The sequence below is a fragment of the Rhizobium sp. WYJ-E13 genome, from assembly GCF_018987265.1.
In the GTDB taxonomy this organism is placed as follows: Bacteria; Pseudomonadota; Alphaproteobacteria; order Rhizobiales; family Rhizobiaceae; genus Rhizobium.
The window spans coordinates 429607-451910 of record NZ_CP076854.1 but is presented as its reverse complement, the minus strand read 5'-3'; the positions used below and the strand labels follow the sequence as shown (position 1 = coordinate 451910).

At 61.1% G+C, this 22304-nt stretch carries 20 protein-coding genes; 10 read left to right on the top strand and 10 right to left on the bottom strand.

Annotated features, from left to right (window positions below; translation table 11 throughout):
• Nucleotides 1–26 precede the first annotated feature (26 nt).
• Nucleotides 27–1214: an IS701 family transposase gene (locus tag KQ933_RS23650; protein ID WP_216755744.1), complete on the top strand. Its 1188-nt coding sequence runs from the start codon at nt 27–29 to the stop codon at nt 1212–1214.
• 178 nt (nt 1215–1392) lie between these two features.
• Here KQ933_RS23650 and KQ933_RS23645 read toward each other — a convergent pair whose 3' ends face one another.
• Both KQ933_RS23645 and KQ933_RS23640 read right to left on the bottom strand, forming a co-directional pair.
• Nucleotides 1393–2898, bottom strand: coding sequence for an acetyl-CoA hydrolase/transferase family protein (locus tag KQ933_RS23645; protein ID WP_216760258.1), 1506 nt, complete (start codon nt 2896–2898; stop codon nt 1393–1395).
• A 10-nt stretch (nt 2899–2908) separates the two neighbouring features.
• A complete protein-coding gene (locus tag KQ933_RS23640; protein WP_216760257.1) occupies nt 2909–3733 on the bottom strand; it encodes a universal stress protein in 825 nt (274 codons plus the stop codon).
• Nucleotides 3734–3968: 235 nt separating this feature from the next.
• Here KQ933_RS23640 and panC point away from each other — a divergent pair, with 235 nt between their 5' ends.
• From panC to KQ933_RS23620, 4 genes are all read left to right on the top strand, one after another.
• A complete protein-coding gene (panC, locus tag KQ933_RS23635; RefSeq protein ID WP_216760256.1) occupies nt 3969–4844 on the top strand; it encodes a pantoate--beta-alanine ligase in 876 nt (291 codons plus the stop codon).
• The gene (gene panB / locus KQ933_RS23630; RefSeq protein ID WP_216760255.1) at nt 4841–5662 is read left to right on the top strand and encodes a 3-methyl-2-oxobutanoate hydroxymethyltransferase; all 822 of its coding nucleotides are present in this window, start codon (nt 4841–4843) and stop codon (nt 5660–5662) included. Before panC ends, panB begins: the two co-directional genes overlap by 4 nt.
• Nucleotides 5663–5841: 179 nt before the next feature.
• The gene (locus tag KQ933_RS23625) at nt 5842–6084 is read left to right on the top strand and encodes a DUF982 domain-containing protein (protein ID WP_216760254.1); all 243 of its coding nucleotides are present in this window, start codon (nt 5842–5844) and stop codon (nt 6082–6084) included.
• A 56-nt stretch (nt 6085–6140) separates the two neighbouring features.
• Nucleotides 6141–6377 carry a hypothetical protein gene (locus tag KQ933_RS23620; RefSeq protein ID WP_216760253.1) on the top strand — a complete coding sequence of 79 codons (237 nt, stop codon included), beginning with the start codon at nt 6141–6143 and terminating at the stop codon, nt 6375–6377.
• Between the two features lie 51 nt (nt 6378–6428).
• On the opposite strand, the gene KQ933_RS23615 is transcribed toward KQ933_RS23620, so the two are convergent.
• Nucleotides 6429–7880, bottom strand: coding sequence for an aldehyde dehydrogenase (locus tag KQ933_RS23615; protein ID WP_216760252.1), 1452 nt, complete (start codon nt 7878–7880; stop codon nt 6429–6431).
• A 297-nt stretch (nt 7881–8177) separates the two neighbouring features.
• Between KQ933_RS23615 and KQ933_RS23610 the strand changes: the two genes are divergently transcribed.
• Nucleotides 8178–9074 carry an AraC family transcriptional regulator gene (locus KQ933_RS23610; RefSeq protein WP_216760251.1) on the top strand — a complete coding sequence of 299 codons (897 nt, stop codon included), beginning with the start codon at nt 8178–8180 and terminating at the stop codon, nt 9072–9074.
• Between the two features lie 29 nt (nt 9075–9103).
• On the opposite strand, the gene KQ933_RS23605 is transcribed toward KQ933_RS23610, so the two are convergent.
• The 5 genes from KQ933_RS23605 to KQ933_RS23585 form a co-directional block, all read right to left on the bottom strand.
• On the bottom strand, nt 9104–10738 hold the full coding sequence (locus tag KQ933_RS23605; protein ID WP_216760250.1) for an FGGY-family carbohydrate kinase: 1635 nt from the start codon (nt 10736–10738) through the stop codon (nt 9104–9106).
• A gap of 161 nt (nt 10739–10899) precedes the next feature.
• Complete coding sequence (locus tag KQ933_RS23600; protein WP_216760249.1) at nt 10900–11628, bottom strand: SDR family oxidoreductase; 729 nt, start codon at nt 11626–11628, stop codon at nt 10900–10902.
• Nucleotides 11629–11653: 25 nt separating this feature from the next.
• Nucleotides 11654–12913 (bottom strand): sugar ABC transporter permease, encoded by a 1260-nt coding sequence (locus tag KQ933_RS23595; protein WP_216760248.1) that lies wholly within the window; start codon nt 12911–12913, stop codon nt 11654–11656.
• The gene (locus KQ933_RS23590) at nt 12910–13710 is read right to left on the bottom strand and encodes an ATP-binding cassette domain-containing protein (RefSeq protein WP_216760789.1); all 801 of its coding nucleotides are present in this window, start codon (nt 13708–13710) and stop codon (nt 12910–12912) included. Before KQ933_RS23590 ends, KQ933_RS23595 begins: the two co-directional genes overlap by 4 nt.
• A gap of 90 nt (nt 13711–13800) precedes the next feature.
• A complete protein-coding gene (locus tag KQ933_RS23585; RefSeq protein ID WP_216760247.1) occupies nt 13801–14847 on the bottom strand; it encodes a sugar ABC transporter substrate-binding protein in 1047 nt (348 codons plus the stop codon).
• A gap of 273 nt (nt 14848–15120) precedes the next feature.
• Here KQ933_RS23585 and KQ933_RS23580 point away from each other — a divergent pair, with 273 nt between their 5' ends.
• A complete protein-coding gene (locus tag KQ933_RS23580; protein WP_216760246.1) occupies nt 15121–16146 on the top strand; it encodes a LacI family DNA-binding transcriptional regulator in 1026 nt (341 codons plus the stop codon).
• A gap of 304 nt (nt 16147–16450) precedes the next feature.
• On the opposite strand, the gene hutC is transcribed toward KQ933_RS23580, so the two are convergent.
• Nucleotides 16451–17176: a histidine utilization repressor gene (hutC, locus tag KQ933_RS23575; RefSeq protein WP_216760245.1), complete on the bottom strand. Its 726-nt coding sequence runs from the start codon at nt 17174–17176 to the stop codon at nt 16451–16453.
• Between the two features lie 58 nt (nt 17177–17234).
• Nucleotides 17235–18581: a formimidoylglutamate deiminase gene (locus KQ933_RS23570; protein ID WP_216760244.1), complete on the bottom strand. Its 1347-nt coding sequence runs from the start codon at nt 18579–18581 to the stop codon at nt 17235–17237.
• Between the two features lie 124 nt (nt 18582–18705).
• Between KQ933_RS23570 and hutI the strand changes: the two genes are divergently transcribed.
• Genes hutI through hutG form a run of 3 tightly spaced genes read left to right on the top strand, consistent with a single transcriptional unit; the run spans nt 18706 to nt 22299 of the window.
• Nucleotides 18706–19965 carry an imidazolonepropionase gene (hutI, locus tag KQ933_RS23565; RefSeq protein WP_216760243.1) on the top strand — a complete coding sequence of 420 codons (1260 nt, stop codon included), beginning with the start codon at nt 18706–18708 and terminating at the stop codon, nt 19963–19965.
• Nucleotides 19962–21497 (top strand): histidine ammonia-lyase, encoded by a 1536-nt coding sequence (gene hutH, locus KQ933_RS23560; RefSeq protein WP_216760242.1) that lies wholly within the window; start codon nt 19962–19964, stop codon nt 21495–21497. Before hutI ends, hutH begins: the two co-directional genes overlap by 4 nt.
• A 1-nt stretch (nt 21498) precedes the next feature.
• Nucleotides 21499–22299: an N-formylglutamate deformylase gene (gene hutG, locus KQ933_RS23555; protein WP_216760241.1), complete on the top strand. Its 801-nt coding sequence runs from the start codon at nt 21499–21501 to the stop codon at nt 22297–22299.
• Nucleotides 22300–22304 lie beyond the last annotated feature (5 nt).

Below are 22304 nucleotides of genomic sequence, written 5' to 3'. Positions count from 1 at the left end.
CCCGCATTTGGCGGGAGGGAAGTTCAATGTCGGTTGCGGGTTGGTCCGGGTCGGTTCTGGCGTGGCATCGTGAGCTCGATGCCTTGAAGGTGCGGTTGGGCTCGGTCTTTGGTCGCCGAGAATTGCGCGCATCGTGCGGTGCCTTTCTGGATGGGTTGTTGTCGGGAGTAGAGCGCAAGACTGGCTGGCTGATGGCGGAACAGGCAGGACTGGAGCGCCCTTATCGGATGCAATCGCTGCTGGGGCGCAGCCATTGGGATGCTGACGCATTGCGCGATACGGTTCGCGCTTATGCAATAGAGTCTCTCGGTGACGCGGACGGCGTTCTTGTGGTCGATGAGACCGGCTTCCTGAAGAAAGGCGCCCATTCAGTCGGTGTCGCACGACAATATTCCGGCACGGCCGGCCGGATCGAGAACTGTCAGATCGGTGTTTTCCTTGCCTATGCAAGCCGCTACGGTCAGACCCTGATCGATCGGCAACTTTATCTACCGAAGGAGTGGGCCGAGGATGAAGCCCGCCGTGCTTCGGCTCACGTCCCCCAGTCCCAAGCCTTCGCGACCAAACCGGCCATTGCAGCCAAGCTCATTGCCGATGCGCTGGATGCCGGCGTGCCTTGTGCCTGGGTATTGGCGGATGCGCTTTATGGTTCGGATTCCAAGCTGCGCCGGATGCTGGAAAGCCGTGGCCAGCCTTATGTTCTGGCAGTGCGCTCCAATCATTGCCTGCGCTTTGTGCGTGAGCAAGGGATCGAGCAGACCGATCCCGAAACGATGGCTGATGAGTTGAAACCGGAGGTTTGGCAGAGCCATGCAGCAGGCGAAGGTGCCAAGGGTCTTCGGCTTTATGATTGGGCCCGTATTCCTCTCAGCTCTCGCCCGGATCCACAATGGGAGCGCTGGCTTCTGATCCGGCGCAGCCGACGCGAACCCGATGCGCGCGCCTATTACTTTGTCTTTGCGCCCGCCGGTACCGAATTGAGCGAATTGGCGGGCGCTGCCGGGCTGCGTTGGACCGTGGAAGAATGCTTCCAGCGTGCGAAGGACGATCTCGGCCTGGATCATTGCGAAGCGCGATCCTGGCATGCTTGGAAGCGGCACATGACGCTCGTCATGGCAGCCGCTGCATTCCTCGCCAAACTCGGCGCCGATCTACGCCGCACCGCTGCTGGCAAACCGAACGAAACGAGTCCAAACCCGCCAATCGCCGCCTGACCAACACCATGGCCTTCGTGCCCAGCGTCGCAGAGATCCGCTATCTGATCAAACGCCTCCTGCTACAGCCCCCGATTAGAGTTCGCCTCATCTTGGCATGGTCACTCTGGCGACGCAGGCATCAAGCATCCGCAATGCTTTCTCACTACAAAGCAAGGCATCAAACGCAACTGTAGTACTAGGTGTCGCCCGTTTCCGGCAACATTCGTCCGGTGCGACGAAGATTGTCGTGCCACGCTAACGCTTCCTCGATCAGATGTGGCGTATGACCGCCGCGGAGGACAGCGCGCCTGTAGTAATCCGCCAGAACGTCCCTGTATTTGGGATGAACGCAGTTGTCGATGATGACGCGTGCCCTCTCCCGTGGGGCAAGGCCGCGCAGGTCTGCAAGCCCGATCTCGGTGACGAGGATATCGACGTCATGTTCGGTGTGGTCGACATGGCTCACCATCGGAACGACGCGTGAAATTGCACCCTGTTTCGCAAGCGACTTCGTGACGAAGATCGACATGTAGGCGTTGCGCGCAAAATCGCCGGATCCGCCTATGCCGTTCATCATGTGCGTGCCACCGACATGGGTAGAATTCACGTTGCCGTAGATGTCGAGTTCCAGTGCCGTATTGATGGCGATGATGCCGAGACGCCGGATGACCTCGGGATGATTGCTGATCTCCTGCGGCCGCAGCAGCAGCCGGGCCTTGTATCGTTCGATATCGGCAAGAACCCGACGATGCTTCTCCGTCGACAGTGTCATGGACGACCCGGAGGCGAAGTTCAGTTTTCCGGCATCCATGAGATCGAATGTCGAGTCCTGCAGCACCTCTGAATACATGGTAAGGTCATGGAACGGTGTATCCGCGAATCCTTGCAGTACCGCATTCGCGATCGTCCCTATGCCAGCCTGCAGGGGCAGCAGCTTCTCCGTGAGACGTCCACGCCGTACCTCGTTCATGAGAAACTCAGTAAGGTGTCCGGCGATCGCGCTCGTCTCCGCGTCAGCCGGGTCAATGGCAGAAGGACTGTCACTGCTTTGCGTCACGACAATCGCCGCGATCTTCTCCGGAGGGATGGGGATAAACGGCGAGCCGATCCGGCTGTCGGGAGCGACGACCGGGATCGCTTCGCGGGTCGGCCTTTTCGTCGGGATGTAGATGTCGTGCAACCCTTCGAGTGCTTCCGGCTGTAACAGGTTGATCTCGACGATTACCTTCGGCGCCAGGATGGCGAAACTGGCCGAATTGCCGACCGACGTCGTCGGCACGATACCACCTTCCTCGGTAATGGCAGTCGCCTCGACGACTGCAATGTCGACGGGAGGAAGCTGGCCACTGCGCAGAAACTCGACAGTCTCCGACAGATGCTGATCGATGAACATGACCTCGCCGGAGTTGATCGCCTTGCGCATGACGGTGTCCGACTGAAACGGCATCCTGCGCGCGACTGCATGGGCCTCGGCAAGCGTCTTGTCGAGATTGTTGCCGAGCGAGGCACCGGTCATCAGCGTGATCTTCAACGGCTCGCGACGCGCGCGCTCGGCCAGTGCCAGAGGAACGGCCTTCGCCTCTCCCGCCCGCGTGAAACCACTCATCCCCACCGTCATGCCGTCGCGTATCAGCGCGGCGGCGCCTTCGGCGTCTACGATACGGTCCCGGAGCTTGGCGCTCCGCAGGCGATCCTTGAACATGCGTGTACCCTTAGTGAGATAGCAGGACGGGCAGGAGGACGTTGGTCAGCACCGATTTCGTGGCGCCGCCAAGGACGAATTCGCGCAGCCGAGAATGGCCGAACCCGCCCATGACGAGAAGATCCGCCCGCAGTTCGAAGGCCTGCGTCTGCAACACATCGCCGATCGGTCTATCGGCGGCGTGGACGCGGACCATCTCTGCGGCGACACCGCTCCTGCGGAAGTTTTCAATCAGATGGTCGCCGGCCTCGTCGTTGACGATCTTTTCGTCGGTGACGCAAACCAGGTGGACTTTGGAGGCATGCTCGATAAACGGCGCAGCGTTGTGCACCGCGCTCGCAGCAGCCGCGCTGCCGTCCCAGGCGATAGCCACATGGTCTATTCTGCCGCCGAAGCTCTGACGAGGATAGAGCACCAGCGGCCGGCCTGATTCAAACAGGACCGCCTCGACGACGGGGCGATACAGGCCAGCCGCCTCGAGCAGAACGAGGTCATAGGCGCGGGCGGCTTCCGCAAGCATGTCTGCGACGAATGGTTCTCCGGCCGTCATGTTTCGCATCCGGATGTCGACGGACGCAGCCTTCGCTTCTTCGAGCGTCTTCCTGGCTAAAAATGAGCCGCGCTGCCGGCTCAACGCCTCGGCCTCCTGGGTCAGCTTGGCCGTATCCACGATCAGCGAGCCGAGCGCAGGAGAAACATGCGGGATTGCGATCTCGACGGTACACGCAGTCAGGCTCGACTTCATGTGCCGAGCGAGCGCCACACCATTGGCGATCATGAATTCCGATGTATCGTCGGGATATGTGAGAAGCGGCAGGAAGAAATGCTGTTGCACTGGACGCTACCTTGTCTGGCCAATTTCGATTTCAAACGATGATGTCGCATCGACCGCGCCGCGCATTGACCTGGCGCAAACCGGCACAAGAGCGCTTGAAGCCGCCAAACAGATGGCCGATAAGCGGACCTATGTTTACCCGCGGCGCAGAGGATGAACCGACACCAATTGCTTAGCCGCGCCGTTGACCTGGGACGACAATTGCAGTCTGCATGATCGCGAAGTGGAGGAAGCGGTGCGAATATTTTCCAAAATCAGCGAGTTGCGCTCAGCACTTGAGGCGTTGCGACGACATGACCGGACTGTCGGCTTTGTGCCCACCATGGGCTACCTGCACGCCGGCCACATGGAACTGGTTTCGCGCGCGCGGGTCCACAACGACATTCTGGTGGCATCGATCTTCGTCAACCCGCTGCAGTTCGGGCCGTCGGAAGATCTCAGCAAATATCCGCGTGATCTCGAACGTGACGCGCAGATGCTCAAGCAGGCCGGGGTCAATATACTTTTCGCACCTTCTGTCGACGATATGTATCCGCAACCGATGTTGACGACGGTCGATGTGCCTCAGATCGGTAACCAGCTGGAGGGCGCTGTGCGCCCCGGGCATTTTGCCGGCGTGGCGACCGTCGTCTGCAAGCTGTTCAACATCGTACAGCCGCATAGGGCCTATTTCGGCGAAAAGGACTATCAGCAGGTCATTGTCATCAAGCGCATGGTCGCCGACCTGGCATTGCCGGTGGAAATCATCGCGGTTCCGACAATAAGGGACAAGGACGGCCTCGCCCTGTCGTCGCGCAATGTCTATCTCAGCGAGGCGGAGCGAAAGGCTGCGGTCATTGTCCCGAAAACGCTTGATGAGGCCGAGCGGCTGGTTGCTGATGGCATCAGAGACCCTGGGGAACTCGAAGATCGTCTGACGGCGTTTCTCGGTCAGGAACCCTTGGCCAATCCAGAGATTGTTGCTGTCAGGGATGCATTGAACTTGCAGCCGGTCGCCGACATCAAGGATCCAGTCGTCGTTGTGCTCTTCGTGCGGATCGGAACGACGCGGCTTCTGGACAATCGAGTGATCGGCGGGCAAGGCTTGACAAGAATTGGAGCGGAGCGATGAGTACGCCCGGATTTCAGAAACGCCTTACCCCGTCGCGCATCACCGCGATGAAGGGAACGGCACCGATCGTCTGCCTCACGGCCTATACGACGCCGGTCGCCCGCCTCCTCGACGACCATTGCGATCTGCTTCTGGTCGGCGACTCGCTCGGGATGGTGCTCTACGGCATGGAGACCACGACCGGCGTCACGCTCGACATGATGATCGCTCACGGCAAGGCGGTCATGCGCGGCGTCAGCAAGGCCTGCGTCGTCGTCGACATGCCTTTCGGAACCTATCAGGAATCGAAGGAAGTCGCGTTTCGCAATGCGGTTCGTATCCTGCAGGAAACGGGCTGCGATGCCGTCAAGCTGGAGGGCGGCGAAGAAATGGTTGCGACGATCGGCTTTCTGACGGCGCGCGGCATTCCTGTCCTTGGCCATATCGGCCTGATGCCACAACTGGTCCATACCGCAGGCGGCTATCGTTCGGTAGGCCACAGCGAACACGAAGCCGCGAAAATCCGGCGCGACGCCCATGCCATCGGCGGATCCGGGGCGTTTGCCTTCGTCGTCGAAGGAACGGTCGAACCCCTGGCACGCGAAGTGACTGCGGCCACCCCTGTGCCGACGATCGGCATCGGAGCCTCATCCGCCTGCGACGGCCAAATCCTGGTTTCCGACGATATGCTCGGGCTCTTCAACGATTTTACGCCACGCTTCGTCAAACGTTACGACGAACTGGGAAAACGCGTTTCTGCCGCAGCGGCAGACTACGCCGCAGACGTGCGCGCCAGGCGGTTTCCGGCGCCGGAGCATACGTTCAAGAAACGATCCTGACGGTACCGCGCTGAAAGCGGGCGGCCTCCGCCTGGCGATTTCCGCCAAAAAACATGGCATTCGAAGCGACTGCAACTTTCTGTCGGGTCAGCAATAGCCGCCGTTAACCAACTGATCGATGGGCGGGAACAAATTTCTCATCCGCGACGTTGTGGCGCCCGGGACAGGAGGAGAAAAAGATGTCCAATACACAATGGAGTGAACCAATCGAAATCGAGTTCGCTCACGCGGGATCGCGATCCGTCAGGGGTCCATTCGACGCACTCATTTGTCTTCACGACATGTGGCCGCAGAGAACGGGAGCAAAATTCGTCAAGGCAAGCAATGCCTGCAAAGGCGCCGTCGAAGGACGCGTCAGCATGGAAACGGCAAGGGCAGATTTCCTCGCCGCTGCGGAAGAGGCAAAACTGACCAAGCACTGAACCTTTCGAGCGGACGCGCAGGCCGCGTCTGCTCCTTCTTAACGGAGGAAGACGGCATGCGCGCCTTTATGATATCGCTCTTATCCCTGGCCATGATGGCGGCTGCCACCGTCCCGGCCATGTCGGCCGACATGATTCAAGGTTATGAGCGGTCGCCTGTCGTCAAGCACCGTTCGAGGCCCATCGTTCGCGCGCACTATGTCGAGCGCCGGCGTCTCGATTGCAGCGATATGATTGTCGAATATCGCTACATACCGCGTACCGAGGTCGTGACCGTATGCCACCGCCTGTGAGGCGAACCCTTATGTTATGCCCTCCAAGCCGCTCCCCGAAAAATCCGATCCTCAGATCGGATAATGTCCGGGCTGCGACGCCACCGTGATCCACCGCAAATCGGTGAATTCGTTGATGCCGGCCTTGCCGCCGAAGCGGCCATAGCCAGACGCCTTGACGCCGCCAAAGGGCATCTGCGCTTCATCGTGCACTGTCGGGCCGTTGACATGGCAGATGCCGCTTTCGATCCGCCGGGCGACCTCCATCGCGCGGGCAGCGTCCCGGCCAAAGACGGCAGCGGACAGGCCATATTCGGTATCGTTGGCGACACGGACCGCCTCATCAAGCCCGCGCACGCGCACCATGCAGGCAACCGGGCCAAAACTTTCCTCGCTGTAGATCCGCATTGACGGCGTGACGTGGTCGAGCACAGTCGCATCCATGAGCGTCCCGACCGCCCGCCCACCGGCAAGCAGGCGGGCACCCTTGGAGACGGCATCCTCGATCAGGCCATTGACCCGATTGACCGCTTCAAGGCCGATCATCGAGCCGAGCGGTGAATTGCTCTGGCGCGGATCACCGGCAACGAGCGTCGAGGCCTTGCGGGCAAACTGATCGGCAAAGCTGTCGGCCACCGCCTCGTCGACCACGATCCTTTCGGTAGACATGCAGATCTGGCCCTGGTTCATGAAGGCACCGAATGCGGCAGCTTTCACAGCTTCGCCGATATCGGCGTCGTCGAGAACGACGAGGGGCGCCTTGCCGCCGAGTTCCAGCAGGACGGGCTTCAGGTGGCGGGCGCAGACCTCGGCGATAATCCGACCGACGCGGGTCGATCCAGTGAAATTGACGCGGCGCACCGCCGGATGGGCGATGATCTTTTCAACGATCGTCGCGGCGTCGGCAGGTGCATTGGTGAGCACATTGACGACACCCTCGCCAAGACCCGCCTCCTGCAATGTCTCGCCGATCAGGTGATGCGTCTTTGGGCAAAGCTCCGAGGCCTTGAGGATGACGGTGTTGCCGCAGGCGAGCGGCAGGGCGACAGCGCGCACGCCGAGAATGACGGGGGCATTCCAGGGCGCTATGCCGAGAACGACGCCAGCCGGCTGCCGCACGCCCATAGCCAACAGGCCGGGCTTGTCCGATGGGATGACCTCGCCCGTGATCTGGGTGCACATGGCGGCGGCTTCGCGCAGCATATTGGCGGCGAGATAAACGTTGAAGCCCGCCCAGCCGGCAGTGGCGCCGGTTTCCTCCGCCATGGCGGCGATGAATTCGCCGGTACGGGAATCCATGATGTCGGCGGCTTTCGAAAGGCGCTTGCGGCGTTCGGTCGGGGCAAGCGCCGACCAGGTCGGAAAGGCTGCGGCTGCAGCCGCAGCAACTGCATGTGCATCTTCCAGTGTTGCCGCTGCAGCCGTAGTTGCCGGCTGCCCGGTAATCGGGTTCAACCGTTCGAAAGTTGCGCCGTTCGAAGCCGGCATGGCACGGCCGCCAATGAGAAGCATCAGGTCAACCATCTCGTTCCCTTTCAGATATGCGCCCGCTTGCCCTCGCAAGGGGATCGGCGCGATGATGTCTGCTGGTTTCCGGCAATCGCCGGGACTCATGCGAATCCGGCGTTCACGCCAAGAGATCGACGTTTTTCATAGGAAGTTCCTCGCCCCTATCGCCTGAATGTCAGGCTCTCCTCAGCATTCAGTAGGAACCAATCGGCCGGGAAATTGAATGGATTTTTCTGGCAGTTTGTTGCACTTTTCTATGATTTCCGGCGCAAGAATAGCACTGCGCGACCGGATCTAATGCTGAGGTTCGTCATGGCTGAAAAACTGCTCGATACGCCGGCGCTTTCGGTCACGGCTTCAATGATTGCCGCCGGCCTCGGCAGTCAGACCTGGAGCCTCGGCGCCAGTGGCAGCCGCCCCTTCTATCAAGCCTTCTTCGTCTCGCGCGGCCGGGCGACGTTGTCCATCGACGGCCAGGAGGAGATCGAGCTTCCCGCACCCGCCGCGCTCTGGCTGCCGCGACGGGTCTCGGGAACATTCGTTCTGGCTGCCGGCAGCGAGGGGGCGATACTGTCGGCTGCCGAAGACTTTGTCTGGAGAATGGTGGGCGACAGCCCGGCTGCCGTACAACTGCACGACATGATCGCGCGGGTTGTCGTGGCTCAAAGCGAAAAACTTGCTGACCATGCTGGCGATATCGGCCGCGCCTTCGAGATGATAACCGAAGAGGGGCTGCACCATCTACCGGGAGGGGCGGCCGTTGTCGGCGCCTACTTCTCAGTGCTGTTGCTGCTGATGTGGCGAGCCTCCGGCGCGTCGGCTCCGATGACGACGTCAGGCACCGGCGCAACCACGCTGCAACGCTTCAGGCAGATCGTCGAACTGCGCTATCGCGAGCAGCCGGCGATTACCGATATCGCCCACGCCTTGGGCATTACCTACGACACTCTCCACCGGGCCTGCATCGCCGGAACCGGGCGAAGCCCGATGGAACTGATCCACGGACGACTGATTGCCGAAGCCAAGCTGCGGCTCGGGCAATCGGAACAATCGGTCGAACAGATCGGCTTCGGGCTCGGCTTTCGCGATCCCGGCTATTTCAACCGGTTCTTCAAAAGCCGCACCGGCGAACCGCCGGGCGCCTACCGTCGCAGGATCGCTGCTCAATCGGAAAAAGGTGTCGCGCCATCCTTTGCCGCCTGGCCGTGAATCATCGGCGGCCGGCGGCAGTCACCGTGTCAGAATTGCCGCAAGGTGCGCGTCAGCGCCTGAAGTTGCTTGAAGCCCTCGTAGCGCTTGGCATGAAGATCGGCGACCACATCTTGCGTCGGTTGATATGTTACCTCGGCTGCCGAGAGTTTCGTCATCGCCGCACGCATATCCGTAAACAGACCGCCGGCAACAGCGCCGAGGATAGCAGCGCCCAGCAGAACGGGCTCCTCGGCCGTTGTCGCGATAACAGGCTTGCCGCTGGCGTCGGCAAGGAGCTGCCGAACGAAATCATGCTGGCCGGCGCCGCCGCTGATGACGATGTTTTCGACGCTCACGCCGGCATCGGCCTGCGTGTCGATGATCTGCCTCAGGCCATAGCCGATGCCGCAGAGACCGGCGACATAAAGCGAAACAAGGCTGTCGATATCTCTTTCCATATCAAGGCCGGCGATGACGGCACGGGCATGCGGATCGGCAAAGGGGGCGCGATTACCAAGGAATTCCGGAACGACATGCAGACCAGCGACAAGCTTGACGGCATCCGAGGGCTGACCCGCCTTTTGCGCCGCCCTATCCGCCAGCAGCACCGGCAGGGGAACACCATTACGCTTCGACAGTTCCCGCGCCTCGGCGGCAGCCGGATGGAAGGAAAGCAGGTGGTCGATCGCCGCACCTGCTGCGCTCTGGCCGCCTTCGTTCAACCACATGCCCGGCACCATGGCCGAATAATAGGGACCCCAGACGCCGGGCACGAAGGCAGGCTCTGATGTCGAGGTCATGGTGCAGGAGGAGGTGCCGAAGACATAGCCGAGATTGGCCTGTGGGCCGGCGCCAATACCAACGGTTCCGATCCCGCCCGCATGGGCATCGATCAGGCCGGCAGCAACCGCCGTTCCCGCAGTAAGGCCAAGTTCCTCGGCTGCAGCTGCAGTAAGGCCCTGGCCGACTGCAGAACCTGGCTCGACGATCGCCTGGCCGATGCGGGCGAAGCCCTCGTCGGCCAGCACGCCGAGACCGATCTGGTGGAAATAGGACGCATCCCACCGCTTCTCATGGGCAAGATAGGTCCATTTGCAGGTGACCGTGCATGTGGAGCGCGACAGATCGCCTGTCGCCCGCCAGGTGAGAAAGTCCGCGAGATCGAAAAACTGCCAGGTGGTATCGAAGATCTGTGGGCGATTTTCCTTGAGCCACAGAATCTTCGGCGTTTCCATCTCAGGCGAGATGCGGCCGCCGACATAACGCAGTACGTCATGGCCGAGCGCGTTGATACGCTCCGCCTGAGGAACGGCACGATGGTCCATCCAGACGATGATGTTGCGGTCCGGATCTTCGGACGGACCAACGGGAAGCGGCCTGCCCCCCTCGCCCAGCACGACAAGCGAGCAGGTCGCGTCAAAACCGAGACCCGCCACGGATGCCGGATCGATGCCGCTTGCGGCAACGACCTCGCGGACGGCAGCACAGACGGCCGCCCAGATCTCGGTGCTCGACTGCTCGACGATCGAGCCGGCCTCATGAAAGAGCGTGATATCCCGCTTGGCGGAGGCAAGCATCCGGCCATTGAGGTCGAACAGGCCCGCACGGGCGCTGCCGGTGCCGACATCGACGCCGATGACATGTTTGGCACCCGCTCCTGACGTGTGTGAAGTGTCGCTCATGATCTCTCGTTTCAAATCGGCAATATCAGGTTTCTAGAGCATTTCCGTTTTCTTCCGATAACGGAAATGCTCTCTTTGTTTTCACGCAATTCCGGACGCAAGACCGCTACACACTTTTGCTGGAATTGCTCTGGAGCAATCCGGAACCGAACCTGTCAACCTCAGAGGTCGACGCTGTTCGGCAGGATGACCAGATCGCGGACCGTCACATTGCGCGGCCGCGACAACATGAACAGCACGGCATCGGCCACCTCCTTTGGCTGCATCAAGCTGCCATTGGCAAGCGCCTCTTCCATTTTGGCCTTCGGCCAATCGTCGAGCAGGGCTGTGACGACCGGACCCGGCAGCACCGCGCCGACACGCACGCCATGCTGGGCGACCTGGCGGCGGGTGGAGTGCACGAAAGCCTGAACGGCAAATTTCGACGCCGTATAGATCGGCTCCCAGACGACGGGCACGACGCCAGCGATCGAACTCGTGAAGAGAATGTCGCCGGACTTCTGCGCGATCATGTGCGGCAGCACCGCATGGACCGAGCGGAAGGCCGCATTGATGTTAAGGTTGAGCATCCGGTCCCAGGCATCCGGATCGCCTTCAGCGACCGGGCCGCCGATATAGGCACCGGCATTGGCGTGGAAAATATCGAGACGGCCGGCCAATTCCAGAATGCGCGGCAGCATGCCGGAGACCTGTGGACCGTCGAGAAGATCGACGACAAGCGGCAGGGCACCCTCGCCGATCTCCTTGCAAAGCGCCTCGAGCTTGTCCTTGGCACGATCGACGAGCACGACAGTTGCGCCTTCGGCATGAAGCGTACGGGCGCATTCCAGGCCGATACCCGATGCAGCACCGGTGATCGCGGCAACCTTGCCTTTCATGAGATCAGTCATGCGAATACTCCTTGAGAATGTCTAATCAGGCGCGGCCGTGGCTGACGCGGGACCGGCGGGCAAGCGAATCGACGATGACGGCGATCGCCAAAACCGCGCCTGTGATCATGTAACGAAGCGACGAGCTCAGATTGAGAAGCGTCAGCCCGTTGGAAATCGCCTGGATGACGATGATGCCGAGCAGGGCCGAATAGGCGCTGCCACGGCCGCCGAAGAGGCTGGTGCCGCCAATGACCGCTGCCGCGATTGCGTTGAGGTTCACGTCACCCGTGCCGGCCTGCTGGCTGGAGGAGGCAAGCCGCGAGGCCGATAGAATGCCGCCGATCGTGGCAAGCGTCGAGCAGAGGACGAAGGCGCTCAAATAGATGCGGCGCACATTGATGCCGGCGCGGCGCGCCGCTTCGCGATTGCCGCCGACGGCAAACATCGAGCGTCCCCATTTGGTGCGGGTCAGCGCATAATTCAGGATCACGGCGATGGCGACGAAGAGGCCGAACATCCACGGCACGCCTCGGCCGAGATTGAGATAATAGACGGCAAATTCGAGGGCTGCTGTCAGCAGGATTGCCTTGATCGCGAGCGCACCTACCGGTGGTGAAGAGAGATTCGAAGCTTGGCGCTGGCGGCGCTTGCGCAATTCGTTGACGACAAGGGTGATACCCGGCAACAGGGCCAGCAGATAGGACAGCCAGTCGGGCATGACCAGGATCTGTCCGAAGCGGACGAGTGGCGAGGCATAGGGCAGATTGATGCTGCCTGTCGGTCCAAGGATATAGAGCTGCATGCCGAGCAGCGCGAGCAGGCCGGCAAGCGTGGCGACGAAACTCGGCATGCCGAGCCTGTTATAAAGCACCGCATAGAGCGAGCCGACGACGATGCCGGCAGCAATCGCAACCAGGATCGCGAGCGGAATCGGCCAGCCCATATTAACCCAGAGTACGCCGAGAATGGCGGAGGAAAGCCCGCTCATAGAGCCGACCGAGAGGTCGATTTCGCCGAGCATCAGCACGCAGACGATGCCGAGCGAGATCACCCCGACGGTGGCACAATCAAACAGCAGGTTGACGAGATTGTTCGGCGCGAGAAATACCGGATTGAGCAGCGAAAAGACCGTCGAAATGACGATCAGGCCGACGAAAACCGGCAGCATGCCGAGATCGCCCGAGCGTACGCGGTCGAAGAAGGCCTTGGTCATGCCCATAATGTTGTCGTCATGGCGTACGCGCTCATCACTGCGGTCGAGGGCGGCCGGCTGGCGGATAGTCTCTGACATCTTCTGGCTCATGCGGGCCTCCCGCTGGTTTCGTGGGCAGCGCCCGTCTTGCGCTCGATCCGCCGGGAGACCGCGTTTTCGGTGGCGCCGGTAATGGCCGCGACGAGTTCCTGATTGGACGAATCGGGCGTGAAGACGCCGTTGTTGCGCCCGAGGCGCAGCACGACGATGCGGTCGGCAACGGCACGCACGTCTTCCATATTATGGCTGATGATGATGACCCCGAGGCCGCGTTCGCGTACCCGCTCGATGAGGTTCAATACTTCGGCAGTCTGGGCGACGCCGAGAGCTGCGGTCGGTTCGTCGAGCATGATGATCTTCGGATCGAGCAGCAGCGAGCGGGCGATGGCGACTGTCTGGCGCTGGCCGCCCGAGAGCGAGGCGATCGGCTCGCGCACCGAGGGGATGCGGGCGGCAAGTTCCCTCAGCAGCGTCCAGGCGCGCACTTCCATGGCGACCTCATCGAGGCCCCAGGGAGAGATTTCATGGCCGAGGAAGAGGTTGGCCACGACATCAAGGTTTTCGCAGAGTGCCAAATCCTGGAAGACGGTGGCAATGCCGAGTTCCAACGCTCTGCCCGGACTGTCCAGCGTGACGTTCTGGCCGCAAAATTCGATCATTCCTGAAGAAGGTTGATGCACGCCGGCCAGAACCTTGATCAGCGTCGACTTGCCGGCACCGTTATCGCCGACCAGCGCCACGACTTCGCCAGCTTTCACTTCGAGCTCGATATCGGTCAGCGCCGACACCGCGCCGAAATTCTTGGAAATATTGCTCAACCGGAGGATCGTCTGACCCTTCTCCGGCATATCCTTCACGTCCCTGCTCATGGGGGCAGTCCTTCTTGCCATGGGGGCATCCGGCCGCAACAGGCGCGGCCGGAGCTCACTCAAGCGCGTTTAGTTGGTGATGCCAAGCTTCTTGCAGCCTTCGGCATATTCGCCGGTGCAGATCTGCTCAGGCGTCTGGATCTTCTTGTCGAAGATTTCGGCCTTGATGTTCTCGGCGGTCACGACGGCGGGGATGAAGAGCTGCGACGGCGTATTGTAGAGCGTCGTCTTGGCTTCCGGCTTTTCGCCCTTGATCATTTGCACAGCAACATTAGCGGCGGATGCCGCGACGATTTCGGATGGTTTCGAAATCGTGTTGTACTGGTCGCCGGAAATAATGAGCTGAAGGGCCGCGATCGTCGCATCATTGCCGGTGACCGGCGGAACCGGCTTCACGCCGGCGGCCTTGAAGGCGGCAATCGCACCACCGGCAGTGCCGTCATTGGCAGCGACGACACCCTTGATGTCGGCGCCGAAGCGGGTGATCTGGCCGGCAGCCCATTCCTGTGCCTTCGGCGGCGCCCATTCCGGCGTGTCATATTCGGCAAGCGTCTTATAGGCCGATTCCTTGAGGCCGCGATGGATACCGTCGCGGATCAGGCCGGCGGCCGCATCGGTCGGCGAGCCGTTGATTTCGAGCACACCCGCGCCATCGGCAACGCCCGAAGCCTTCAGATGCTCGACGAGCGACTTGGCAATCGCATAGCCGATGCCTTCATTGTCGAAAGAAACGTAATAATCGGCCGGCTTGTCCGGGATCGGGCGGTCATAGGCGATGACCTTCACGTCCTGGGATTGGGCGATCTCGACGAGACCGGCGGCAGCGGCCGAATCGACGGGGTCGAGAACGACGACCTTGGCGCCCTGGGCGATCACCGAGTTGAACTGCTGCTGCTGCAGAGAGGCATCAGCGTTGGCGTTCTGATAGATCACGGTGCACTTCGGGCACAGCTTTTCCATCTCGGCCTTGAAGCCGGGAAAGTCGTGCTGCTCATAGCGGGTGGATGCCTGGTCGGGCATCAGGAAAGCGACGGTCGCAGCTTCCTGAGCCGAGGCGGCACCGGCAAGACCCATGAAAACGGTCACTGAGGCCATAAGCAAATTGCGATAATTCATTTTCTCCTCCTTGGTGTGATTAAAAGACAGGCCCAGGCATTGCTGGAAGTCACCACGGTTCGCCCGCTCGCCGCCGCCTTCGCTGCCATGAAAACGACGAGCAAAGCGCCCTGCAAAAGCACAGTCTCTCCGCAGCTTCTTAGAAATACCTCCCTGCGCCAACTTTTCACTGCCGGCTTGTATCATCGATTGCGCAAGCTTGCTCAATCGATGAAGCAAGAATTGCCACTTCTATCGTTTGATGTCAAGTTAGCCCAAACGGAGAGGGACATTTTGAATCAGGTGAAGCAGACGAAGCGCACGACGATTTACGACCTGGCGGAGCTTGCCGGCACATCGGCGAGCGCCGTCAGCGCCGTGCTCAACGGCAACTGGAAGAAGCGCAGGATCAGTGTTCAGCTCGCCGAAAAGATCATGCGGATCGCCGAGGAGCAGGGTTATGCGCTGAACATGCAGGCGAGCCTGCTGCGGCGTGAAAAATCCCACATCATCGGCATGATCGTGCCGAAATACGATAATCGCTATTTCGGCTCGATCGTCGAAACCTTCGAAGACATGGCGCGTGCGCGCGGCCTCTTCCCGATCATCACCTGCACGCGGCGCGATCCTCAGCTGGAGGTCGAGGCGGCGCGCACCATGCTCTCCTATCAGGTCGAATGCCTGATCGCGACAGGCGCGACCGATCCCGACCGGATCACTGAAATGTGTGCGGCGGCCGGTGTGCGCAGCCTCAATCTCGACCTGCCCGGGACGCTCGCCCCCTCGGTCATCTCGGACAATTTTGCCGGCGCGCGGGAGCTGACGCGCCGTATTTTGAAAAACAGCGAGCAGCGGCTGGGCAAGATGGAACCTCTGCTCTTCATCGGTGGCCGCGGCAGCGATCACAACACGGCCGAACGTATCCGCGGATTCCGAGAGGCACATGCGGATCTCGGCGTTGCCGTTCACGAGGAGAATATCCTCGCCTGTGGTTACGCGCCGGAAAAAGCCGAAAAGGCGCTGGACGAGCGTGCCCTTGGCGGCGATGCCCTGCCGAAAGGCATGTTCGTCAACTCGACGATCTCCCTCGAAGGCGTCATGCGCTGGATCCGCCGCTCCGGTCACCTCGACGACCGCACCCTGGTCCTCGGCTGCTTCGACTGGGACCCTTTCGTCACCCTGCTCGGCAACGGCATCGAGATGGTGCGCCAGGATGTACCGGGCATGCTGACGAAAGTGTTCGAGCTCATCGAATCCGGGGCGAATAAACCTGTCGTCATCCAGGTGCCGCCGCTCATTCCGGAAGCCCAAGAAGCTTAAACGCCTTGCGCTGGCACAGCCGCTTTTTTCGATTCTTGCTTCTGTCGACCGGACCAATCGCGGCTTGGCTCTTGCTGAACGCAATTCAGCAAGAAGCAGAGATAATCTTCAAACATATCGAAACAGCCGGACCGTGATCATCCATCATTTGCTTGTAGGCATCGACTTTCGCAATACCCCTGTTCTAGAGATGTTGACGTCAGGAAAATCGCCTTCTATTGGAAACCGTCGACCCATTGCGGCGGCAACAACAGGCGTTCGGTCATACGAGGTGACCGGACGCTTTTTCAATTGAAAATCAAATCTATTTCACTGTTTCTGGGGTAAAGCGCGCGTAGAGCGCATGTCGATTTCCGGGATAGACGAAGCGCACATGCGTCACCGGCCCGGACTTGTTCCAGGTGCGTCGTTCGACGACGAGACAGGCCGTTGCCTCGGGGATGGAAAGCATGGCTCCTTCGTCTTCATCAATACCAACGGCGAAGATCTTATGCTCGGCGGCACTCCAGGGAACCTGGCTCAGAAGCCACGGGCCGGGCGCCGTATGCTCGAACTCCTCATCCGCTGCTTCTGGCACGGTTTGAAGGTTGATCAACCTCTTTTCCAGGCAAAATGGCTTCGATCCGGCGTAATGCGTACAGATGACCTCAATGAGGCTCGAATTTTGCTGCAGGTCCAGCATCTGGCGGTCCTGCGCCTGCGCTTTTCTGCGAACGCGCTTTGCGACCTTGTAGGAATAGGCGAGATTGAGGGACTGGACCTCCGCCTTGATATCGTGGATCTCAAGCACTGCAGCCTGGGCCTGCGGCTGCATGACGAAACTGCCGGATTTCTTGCGGCGTTCGATGAGACCCGCCTTCACCAGCTGGGTCAGGGCCTTGTTCACCGTCATACGGGAACAGTCGTATTGCTTCGTCAATTCCACTTCGAACGGAATGCGGTAGCCCGGCGGCCATTCGCCCGAGACGATACGGCCCTCGATATCGCTGAGGATACGCTGGTGTAAGGTCGTTTCCTTGGGTTCATTCATCCGTCGCGCTCCGGCTCCTCTCCCGCTGTACCGCCTGGGAAGCGCCGAGGAAAGATCGTCATGCCGCCAACAGCTCGTTCATGGCGGCAACGAAGCGGCGATCGATCAGGTCGCGTCGCAGATGGCGTCCGTTTTCGACCTGCTTTCGGCCGAGCGCCCAGACGCTGTCGACCGCCACACCACCGGCAAAGATCCAGTGATCGAGCAGCCGATCCTCGGAAAGGTAGGAAACGGCGCGGGTATCGAGCGAAACGATGTCGGCATAGTTGCCGGCGACAAGGCCCGATGGCGCTTTCAGCGCCTCACCGCCGCCTGCAAGTGCCTGCTCAAAGAGGGCCTGGCCGGTGGAGCCACCCGTCGATGCGATGACATTGCGCGCACGCAGCGCCAGACGCTCGGAATATTCGAGCTGGCGAAGTTCTTCTGCAACGGAAATCAGGATGTTGGAATCCGAGCCGATGCCGAAGCGCCCACCCTCCGTCAGGAACAGGGGCGCCGAAAATGTCCCATCGCCGAGATTGGCTTCGGTAATCGGGCAGAGGCCGGCAATGGCACCGCTCTTAGCCATACGGCGCGTTTCGTCCTCGGTCATATGGGTTGCGTGGATCAGGCACCAGCGCTGATCGACCGGCGTGTGGTCAAGCAGCCATTGGACAGGCCTTGCGCCGGACCAGGCAAGGCAATCCTCGACTTCCTTGACCTGTTCGGCGACATGAATGTGGATCGGGCCATTGCCGGCGAGCGCGATTGCGACGGACAATTCGTCCGGCGTGACGGCTCGCAGGCTGTGCGGCGCAACACCGATCTCTGCGCCGGAAAGCCTGCCCGTGACCTGCCGGCATCCATCCATCAGCCGCGCAAAACTTTCGGTGGAATTGATAAAGCGGCGCTGTCCCTCGATGGGATCTGCCCCGCCGAAACCGGAATGGGCGTAGAGCACCGGAAGCAGCGTCAATCCAATGCCGGTTTCAGCACTCGCCGCACCGATCCGCTCCGCCATCTCGGCGATATTGGCATAGGGGCTGCCGTCCTTATCGTGATGCAGATAGTGGAACTCGCCGACGCGGCAAAAGCCGGCTTCCAGCATTTCCATATAGAGCTTGGCGGCCACCGCCTCGACGTGATCGGGCGTCATCGACAGGGCGAACCTGTACATGACGGTGCGCCAGCTCCAGAAGCTGTCACTGGCCGGGCCGCGGACTTCGGCAAGCCCCGCCATCGCCCGCTGAAAGGCATGGCTGTGGAGGTTCGGCATCGCCGGCAGAAGGACGGCATGGCGATCGTCACTGGCATCAGGCGCGACATCGGTCTCGATCGCGGCAATCCGGCCGTCTGCGAGCGTCAGGCGCACATTCTTGCGCCAGCCCTCGGCCAGCAAAGCCGTCGCTGCATGAAGTCTCGTCATGATCGCTCTCCCGTTTCGTCGTTGATCCGTCCGCTTGTCTTTATGCGAAAGGCCATAAATTTCTACTTGTCACCCTTTCGATTATGTATATACATATTCTGCCATAAAGAAAGGCGTAAAGCTGATGAGTGGGAACAAATTTTCCGGATCGGGCCGCAATTCCAGTGCCCGCTCGCTTTGGCGCAATGCACGCCTGGCGACGTTGCGGGAGAATCTGCCGGGCCTTGGCATTATCGAAAAAGGCGCCGTCGTTTACGAAGGCGGGCGCATCCTTTTTGCCGGGCCGGAAGGCGAGCTGCCGTCCTGGCTGATCGAGACGGCCGAGATTACCGATCTCGAAGGTCGCTGGGTCACGCCCGGCCTCATCGATTGTCACACCCATATCGTCTATGGCGGCAACCGCGCCCGGGAATTCGAAATGCGGCTCGAAGGCGCGACCTATGAAGAGATTGCACGTGCCGGAGGCGGCATCGTCTCCTCCGTGAAGGCGACCAACGCACTGTCCGTCGAAGGGCTCGTCGAGGCTGCGCTCCCGCGGCTCGACACGCTGATCTCCGAGGGTTTGACCACCATCGAGATCAAGTCCGGATACGGGCTCAATATCGAGGCAGAACTGAAGATGCTGCGCGCCGCCCGCGCACTCGCAGACCACCGGCCGGTGCGGGTCATCACCTCCTATCTCGGCGCCCACGCAACGTCCGTCGAATACAAGGGACGGAACCAGGATTACATTTCCGATGTCGTCCTGCCGGGTCTCGAGCGAGCACGCGCTGAAGGCCTTGTCGATGCTGTCGACGGTTTCTGCGAAGGCATCGCATTCTCGGTCGATGATATCGCACGGGTCTTCGACAAGGCCCGTGCGCTCGGGATTCCCGTCAAGCTTCATGCCGAGCAGCTCTCCAATCTTGGCGGCGCGAAACTCGCAGCCTCCTACGGCGCCCTTTCGGCCGATCATCTGGAATATCTGGATGAGGATGGCGCGCGGGCAATGGCGGCAGCCGGCACGGTTGCCGTTCTGCTCCCAGGCGCCTTCTACGCGATCAACGAAAAGCAGAAGCCGCCGGTCCAGGCCCTGCGGCAGGCCGGCGTGCCTATCGCTGTTGCCACTGACTGCAACCCCGGCACGTCACCGCTCACCTCTCTGCTGCTCACCATGAACATGTCGGCGACGCTGTTCAAACTGACGGTGGAAGAATGCATCGCCGGCGCGACCCGCGAAGGTGCCCGCGCCCTCGGCCTGCTTACTGAGACCGGCACGATCGAAGCCGGCAAGTCCGCTGATCTGGCGATCTGGGACATCGAGAGCCCTGCCGAGCTCGTCTACCGCATCGGCTTCAACCCGCTTCACGCTCATACTTTCAAGGGCCAGAGGATCGACCGATGACCATCACCCTCCATCCAGGTTCCGTTTCGCTTCAGGACCTCGCAACCATCTACTGGACGGGCGTTCCGGCCAAGCTCGACCCGTCCTTCGACGCCGGCATCATCAAGGCGGCCAACCGCATCGCCGAGATCGCCGCCGGCAATGCGCCGGTCTACGGCATCAATACCGGCTTCGGCAAACTCGCCTCGATCAAGATCGACAGCGCTGATGTGGCAACGCTGCAGCGCAATCTCATCCTCTCTCATTGCTGCGGCGTCGGCGATCCCCTGCCGGAAAATGTCGTGCGTCTCATCATGGCGCTGAAGCTCGTTTCGCTCGGCCGCGGCGCCTCCGGCGTACGGCTGGAACTGGTGCGGCTGATCGAGGCGATGATGGCGCGCGGCGTCATCCCGGTCATCCCGGAAAAGGGCTCTGTCGGCGCCTCTGGCGATCTTGCACCGCTTGCCCATATGACAGCCGTGATGATGGGCCATGGCGAAGCCTTCTTTGGCGGTGAACGGCTGCATGGCGCAACGGCGCTTGTCAAAGCCGGGCTGCAACCCGTCGTGCTCGCCGCCAAGGAAGGGCTGGCGCTCATCAACGGCACGCAGACCTCGACGGCGTTGGCGCTGGCCGGCCTGTTCCGCGCCCACCGGGCGGCACAATCGGCGCTGATCACCGGCGCCATGTCCACAGATGCGGCCATGGGCTCATCCGCCCCGTTCCATCCCGATATCCATACGCTGCGCGGCCATCGCGGCCAGATCGATACGGCAACAGCCCTACGCGCCCTGCTTGACAACTCGCCGATCCGCCAGAGCCATATCGAGGGTGACGAGCGCGTTCAGGACCCCTATTGCATCCGCTGCCAGCCGCAGGTCGATGGCGCCTGCCTGGATCTGTTGCGCTCGGTTGCCCGCACGCTGGAGATCGAAGCCAATGCCGTGACCGACAATCCGCTGGTCCTGTCGGACAATTCCGTCGTGTCAGGCGGCAATTTCCACGCCGAGCCCGTTGCCTTCGCTGCCGACCAGATCGCGCTTGCGATCTGCGAGATCGGCGCAATCGCCCAGCGCCGCATCGCGCTGCTCGTCGATCCCGCCCTCTCCTATGGTCTGCCGGCCTTTCTTGCGAAGAAGCCGGGTCTGAATTCCGGCCTGATGATCGCCGAGGTCACGTCTGCCGCGCTGATGAGCGAGAACAAGCAGATGTCGCATCCGGCCTCCGTCGACTCGACACCAACCTCGGCCAATCAGGAAGACCATGTCTCCATGGCCTGCCATGGCGCGCGCCGCCTCCTGCCGATGACCGAAAATCTCTTTGCGATCATCGGCATCGAGGCACTGAGCGCCGCGCAAGGGGTGGAGCTTCGCGCACCACTTGCAACCAGCCCCGAACTCAAGAGGGCGATTTCCGCCATCCGTGCTGCCGTGCCCTCGCTGGAGGAGGATCGCTATTTGGCGAACGACCTGAAGGCGGCTGCCACGCTTATTGCCAGCGGTAGCCTCAACGCATCCGTTTCAAGCAGCATCCTGCCCGCTCTGGAGGTCTGACATGTCCGTTTTCGAAGTCAAGCAAGGCACCTCGCCCGTCATCCTCGGTTTCCCTCATACGGGTACCGATGTTCCTGCCGATATCTGGGAGCGGCTGAACGACAACGGCCGGCTGCTTGCCGATACCGACTGGCATATCCATCAGCTTTATGACGGCCTGCTCGACAGTCCGACCACGGTGCGCGCCACGTTCCATCGCTATGTGATCGACGCCAACAGAGATCCGTCCGGCACGAGCCTCTATCCCGGCCAGAATACGACCGGGCTGATTCCCGAGACCGATTTCGACGGCAAGGCGATCTGGAAGGACGGCGCCGCCCCCACCGAGGCCGATATCGCCCAGCGGCTGCGTGATTTTCATGCGCCCTACCACACCGCACTTCTGGCCGAGATCGAGCGGGTGAAAGCCATTCATGGCATCGCCGTTCTCTATGACTGCCACTCCATCCGTTCGCACATCCCCTTCCTCTTCGAGGGCAAGCTGCCGGATTTCAATATCGGCACGGATATGGGCAAGACCTGCGATCCGGCGATCGAGCAGGCGACCATCGCCATTGCCTCGGCTGCGGCAGGCTATGACAGCATCCTGAACGGCCGCTTCAAGGGCGGCTGGACGACGCGCCATTACGGCAAGCCGGAAACCGGCGTGCATGCCATCCAGATGGAACTCGCACAATCCACGCATCTCGCAACCGAAGCGCCGCCCTTCGCCTATGACGGCGAAGAAGCCGACAAGCTGCGCATTCACCTCAAATCCATTCTGACGCGGATCGAGGAGATCGCGCTCGGTCTGAAACACTAAAAGGG

Excerpts from the sequence above, each read along its gene's own strand:
- KQ933_RS23610 (WP_216760251.1), top strand. The coding sequence starts at position 8,178 with ATGGCTGAAAAACTGCTCGATACGCCGGCGCTTTCGGTCACGGCTTCA.
- hutI (WP_216760243.1), top strand. The coding sequence starts at position 18,706 with ATGAGTGGGAACAAATTTTCCGGATCGGGCCGCAATTCCAGTGCCCGC.
- hutC (WP_216760245.1), bottom strand. The coding sequence starts at position 17,176 with ATGAATGAACCCAAGGAAACGACCTTACACCAGCGTATCCTCAGCGAT.
- KQ933_RS23595 (WP_216760248.1), bottom strand. The coding sequence starts at position 12,913 with ATGAGCCAGAAGATGTCAGAGACTATCCGCCAGCCGGCCGCCCTCGAC.
- KQ933_RS23625 (WP_216760254.1), top strand. The coding sequence starts at position 5,842 with ATGTCCAATACACAATGGAGTGAACCAATCGAAATCGAGTTCGCTCAC.
- KQ933_RS23650 (WP_216755744.1), top strand. The coding sequence starts at position 27 with ATGTCGGTTGCGGGTTGGTCCGGGTCGGTTCTGGCGTGGCATCGTGAG.
- KQ933_RS23645 (WP_216760258.1), bottom strand. The coding sequence starts at position 2,898 with ATGTTCAAGGATCGCCTGCGGAGCGCCAAGCTCCGGGACCGTATCGTA.
- KQ933_RS23590 (WP_216760789.1), bottom strand. The coding sequence starts at position 13,710 with ATGCCGGAGAAGGGTCAGACGATCCTCCGGTTGAGCAATATTTCCAAG.
- panB (WP_216760255.1), top strand. The coding sequence starts at position 4,841 with ATGAGTACGCCCGGATTTCAGAAACGCCTTACCCCGTCGCGCATCACC.
- KQ933_RS23570 (WP_216760244.1), bottom strand. The coding sequence starts at position 18,581 with ATGACGAGACTTCATGCAGCGACGGCTTTGCTGGCCGAGGGCTGGCGC.
- KQ933_RS23620 (WP_216760253.1), top strand. The coding sequence starts at position 6,141 with ATGCGCGCCTTTATGATATCGCTCTTATCCCTGGCCATGATGGCGGCT.
- KQ933_RS23585 (WP_216760247.1), bottom strand. The coding sequence starts at position 14,847 with ATGAATTATCGCAATTTGCTTATGGCCTCAGTGACCGTTTTCATGGGT.
- KQ933_RS23605 (WP_216760250.1), bottom strand. The coding sequence starts at position 10,738 with ATGAGCGACACTTCACACACGTCAGGAGCGGGTGCCAAACATGTCATC.
- hutH (WP_216760242.1), top strand. The coding sequence starts at position 19,962 with ATGACCATCACCCTCCATCCAGGTTCCGTTTCGCTTCAGGACCTCGCA.
- KQ933_RS23615 (WP_216760252.1), bottom strand. The coding sequence starts at position 7,880 with ATGGTTGACCTGATGCTTCTCATTGGCGGCCGTGCCATGCCGGCTTCG.
- hutG (WP_216760241.1), top strand. The coding sequence starts at position 21,499 with ATGTCCGTTTTCGAAGTCAAGCAAGGCACCTCGCCCGTCATCCTCGGT.
- KQ933_RS23600 (WP_216760249.1), bottom strand. The coding sequence starts at position 11,628 with ATGACTGATCTCATGAAAGGCAAGGTTGCCGCGATCACCGGTGCTGCA.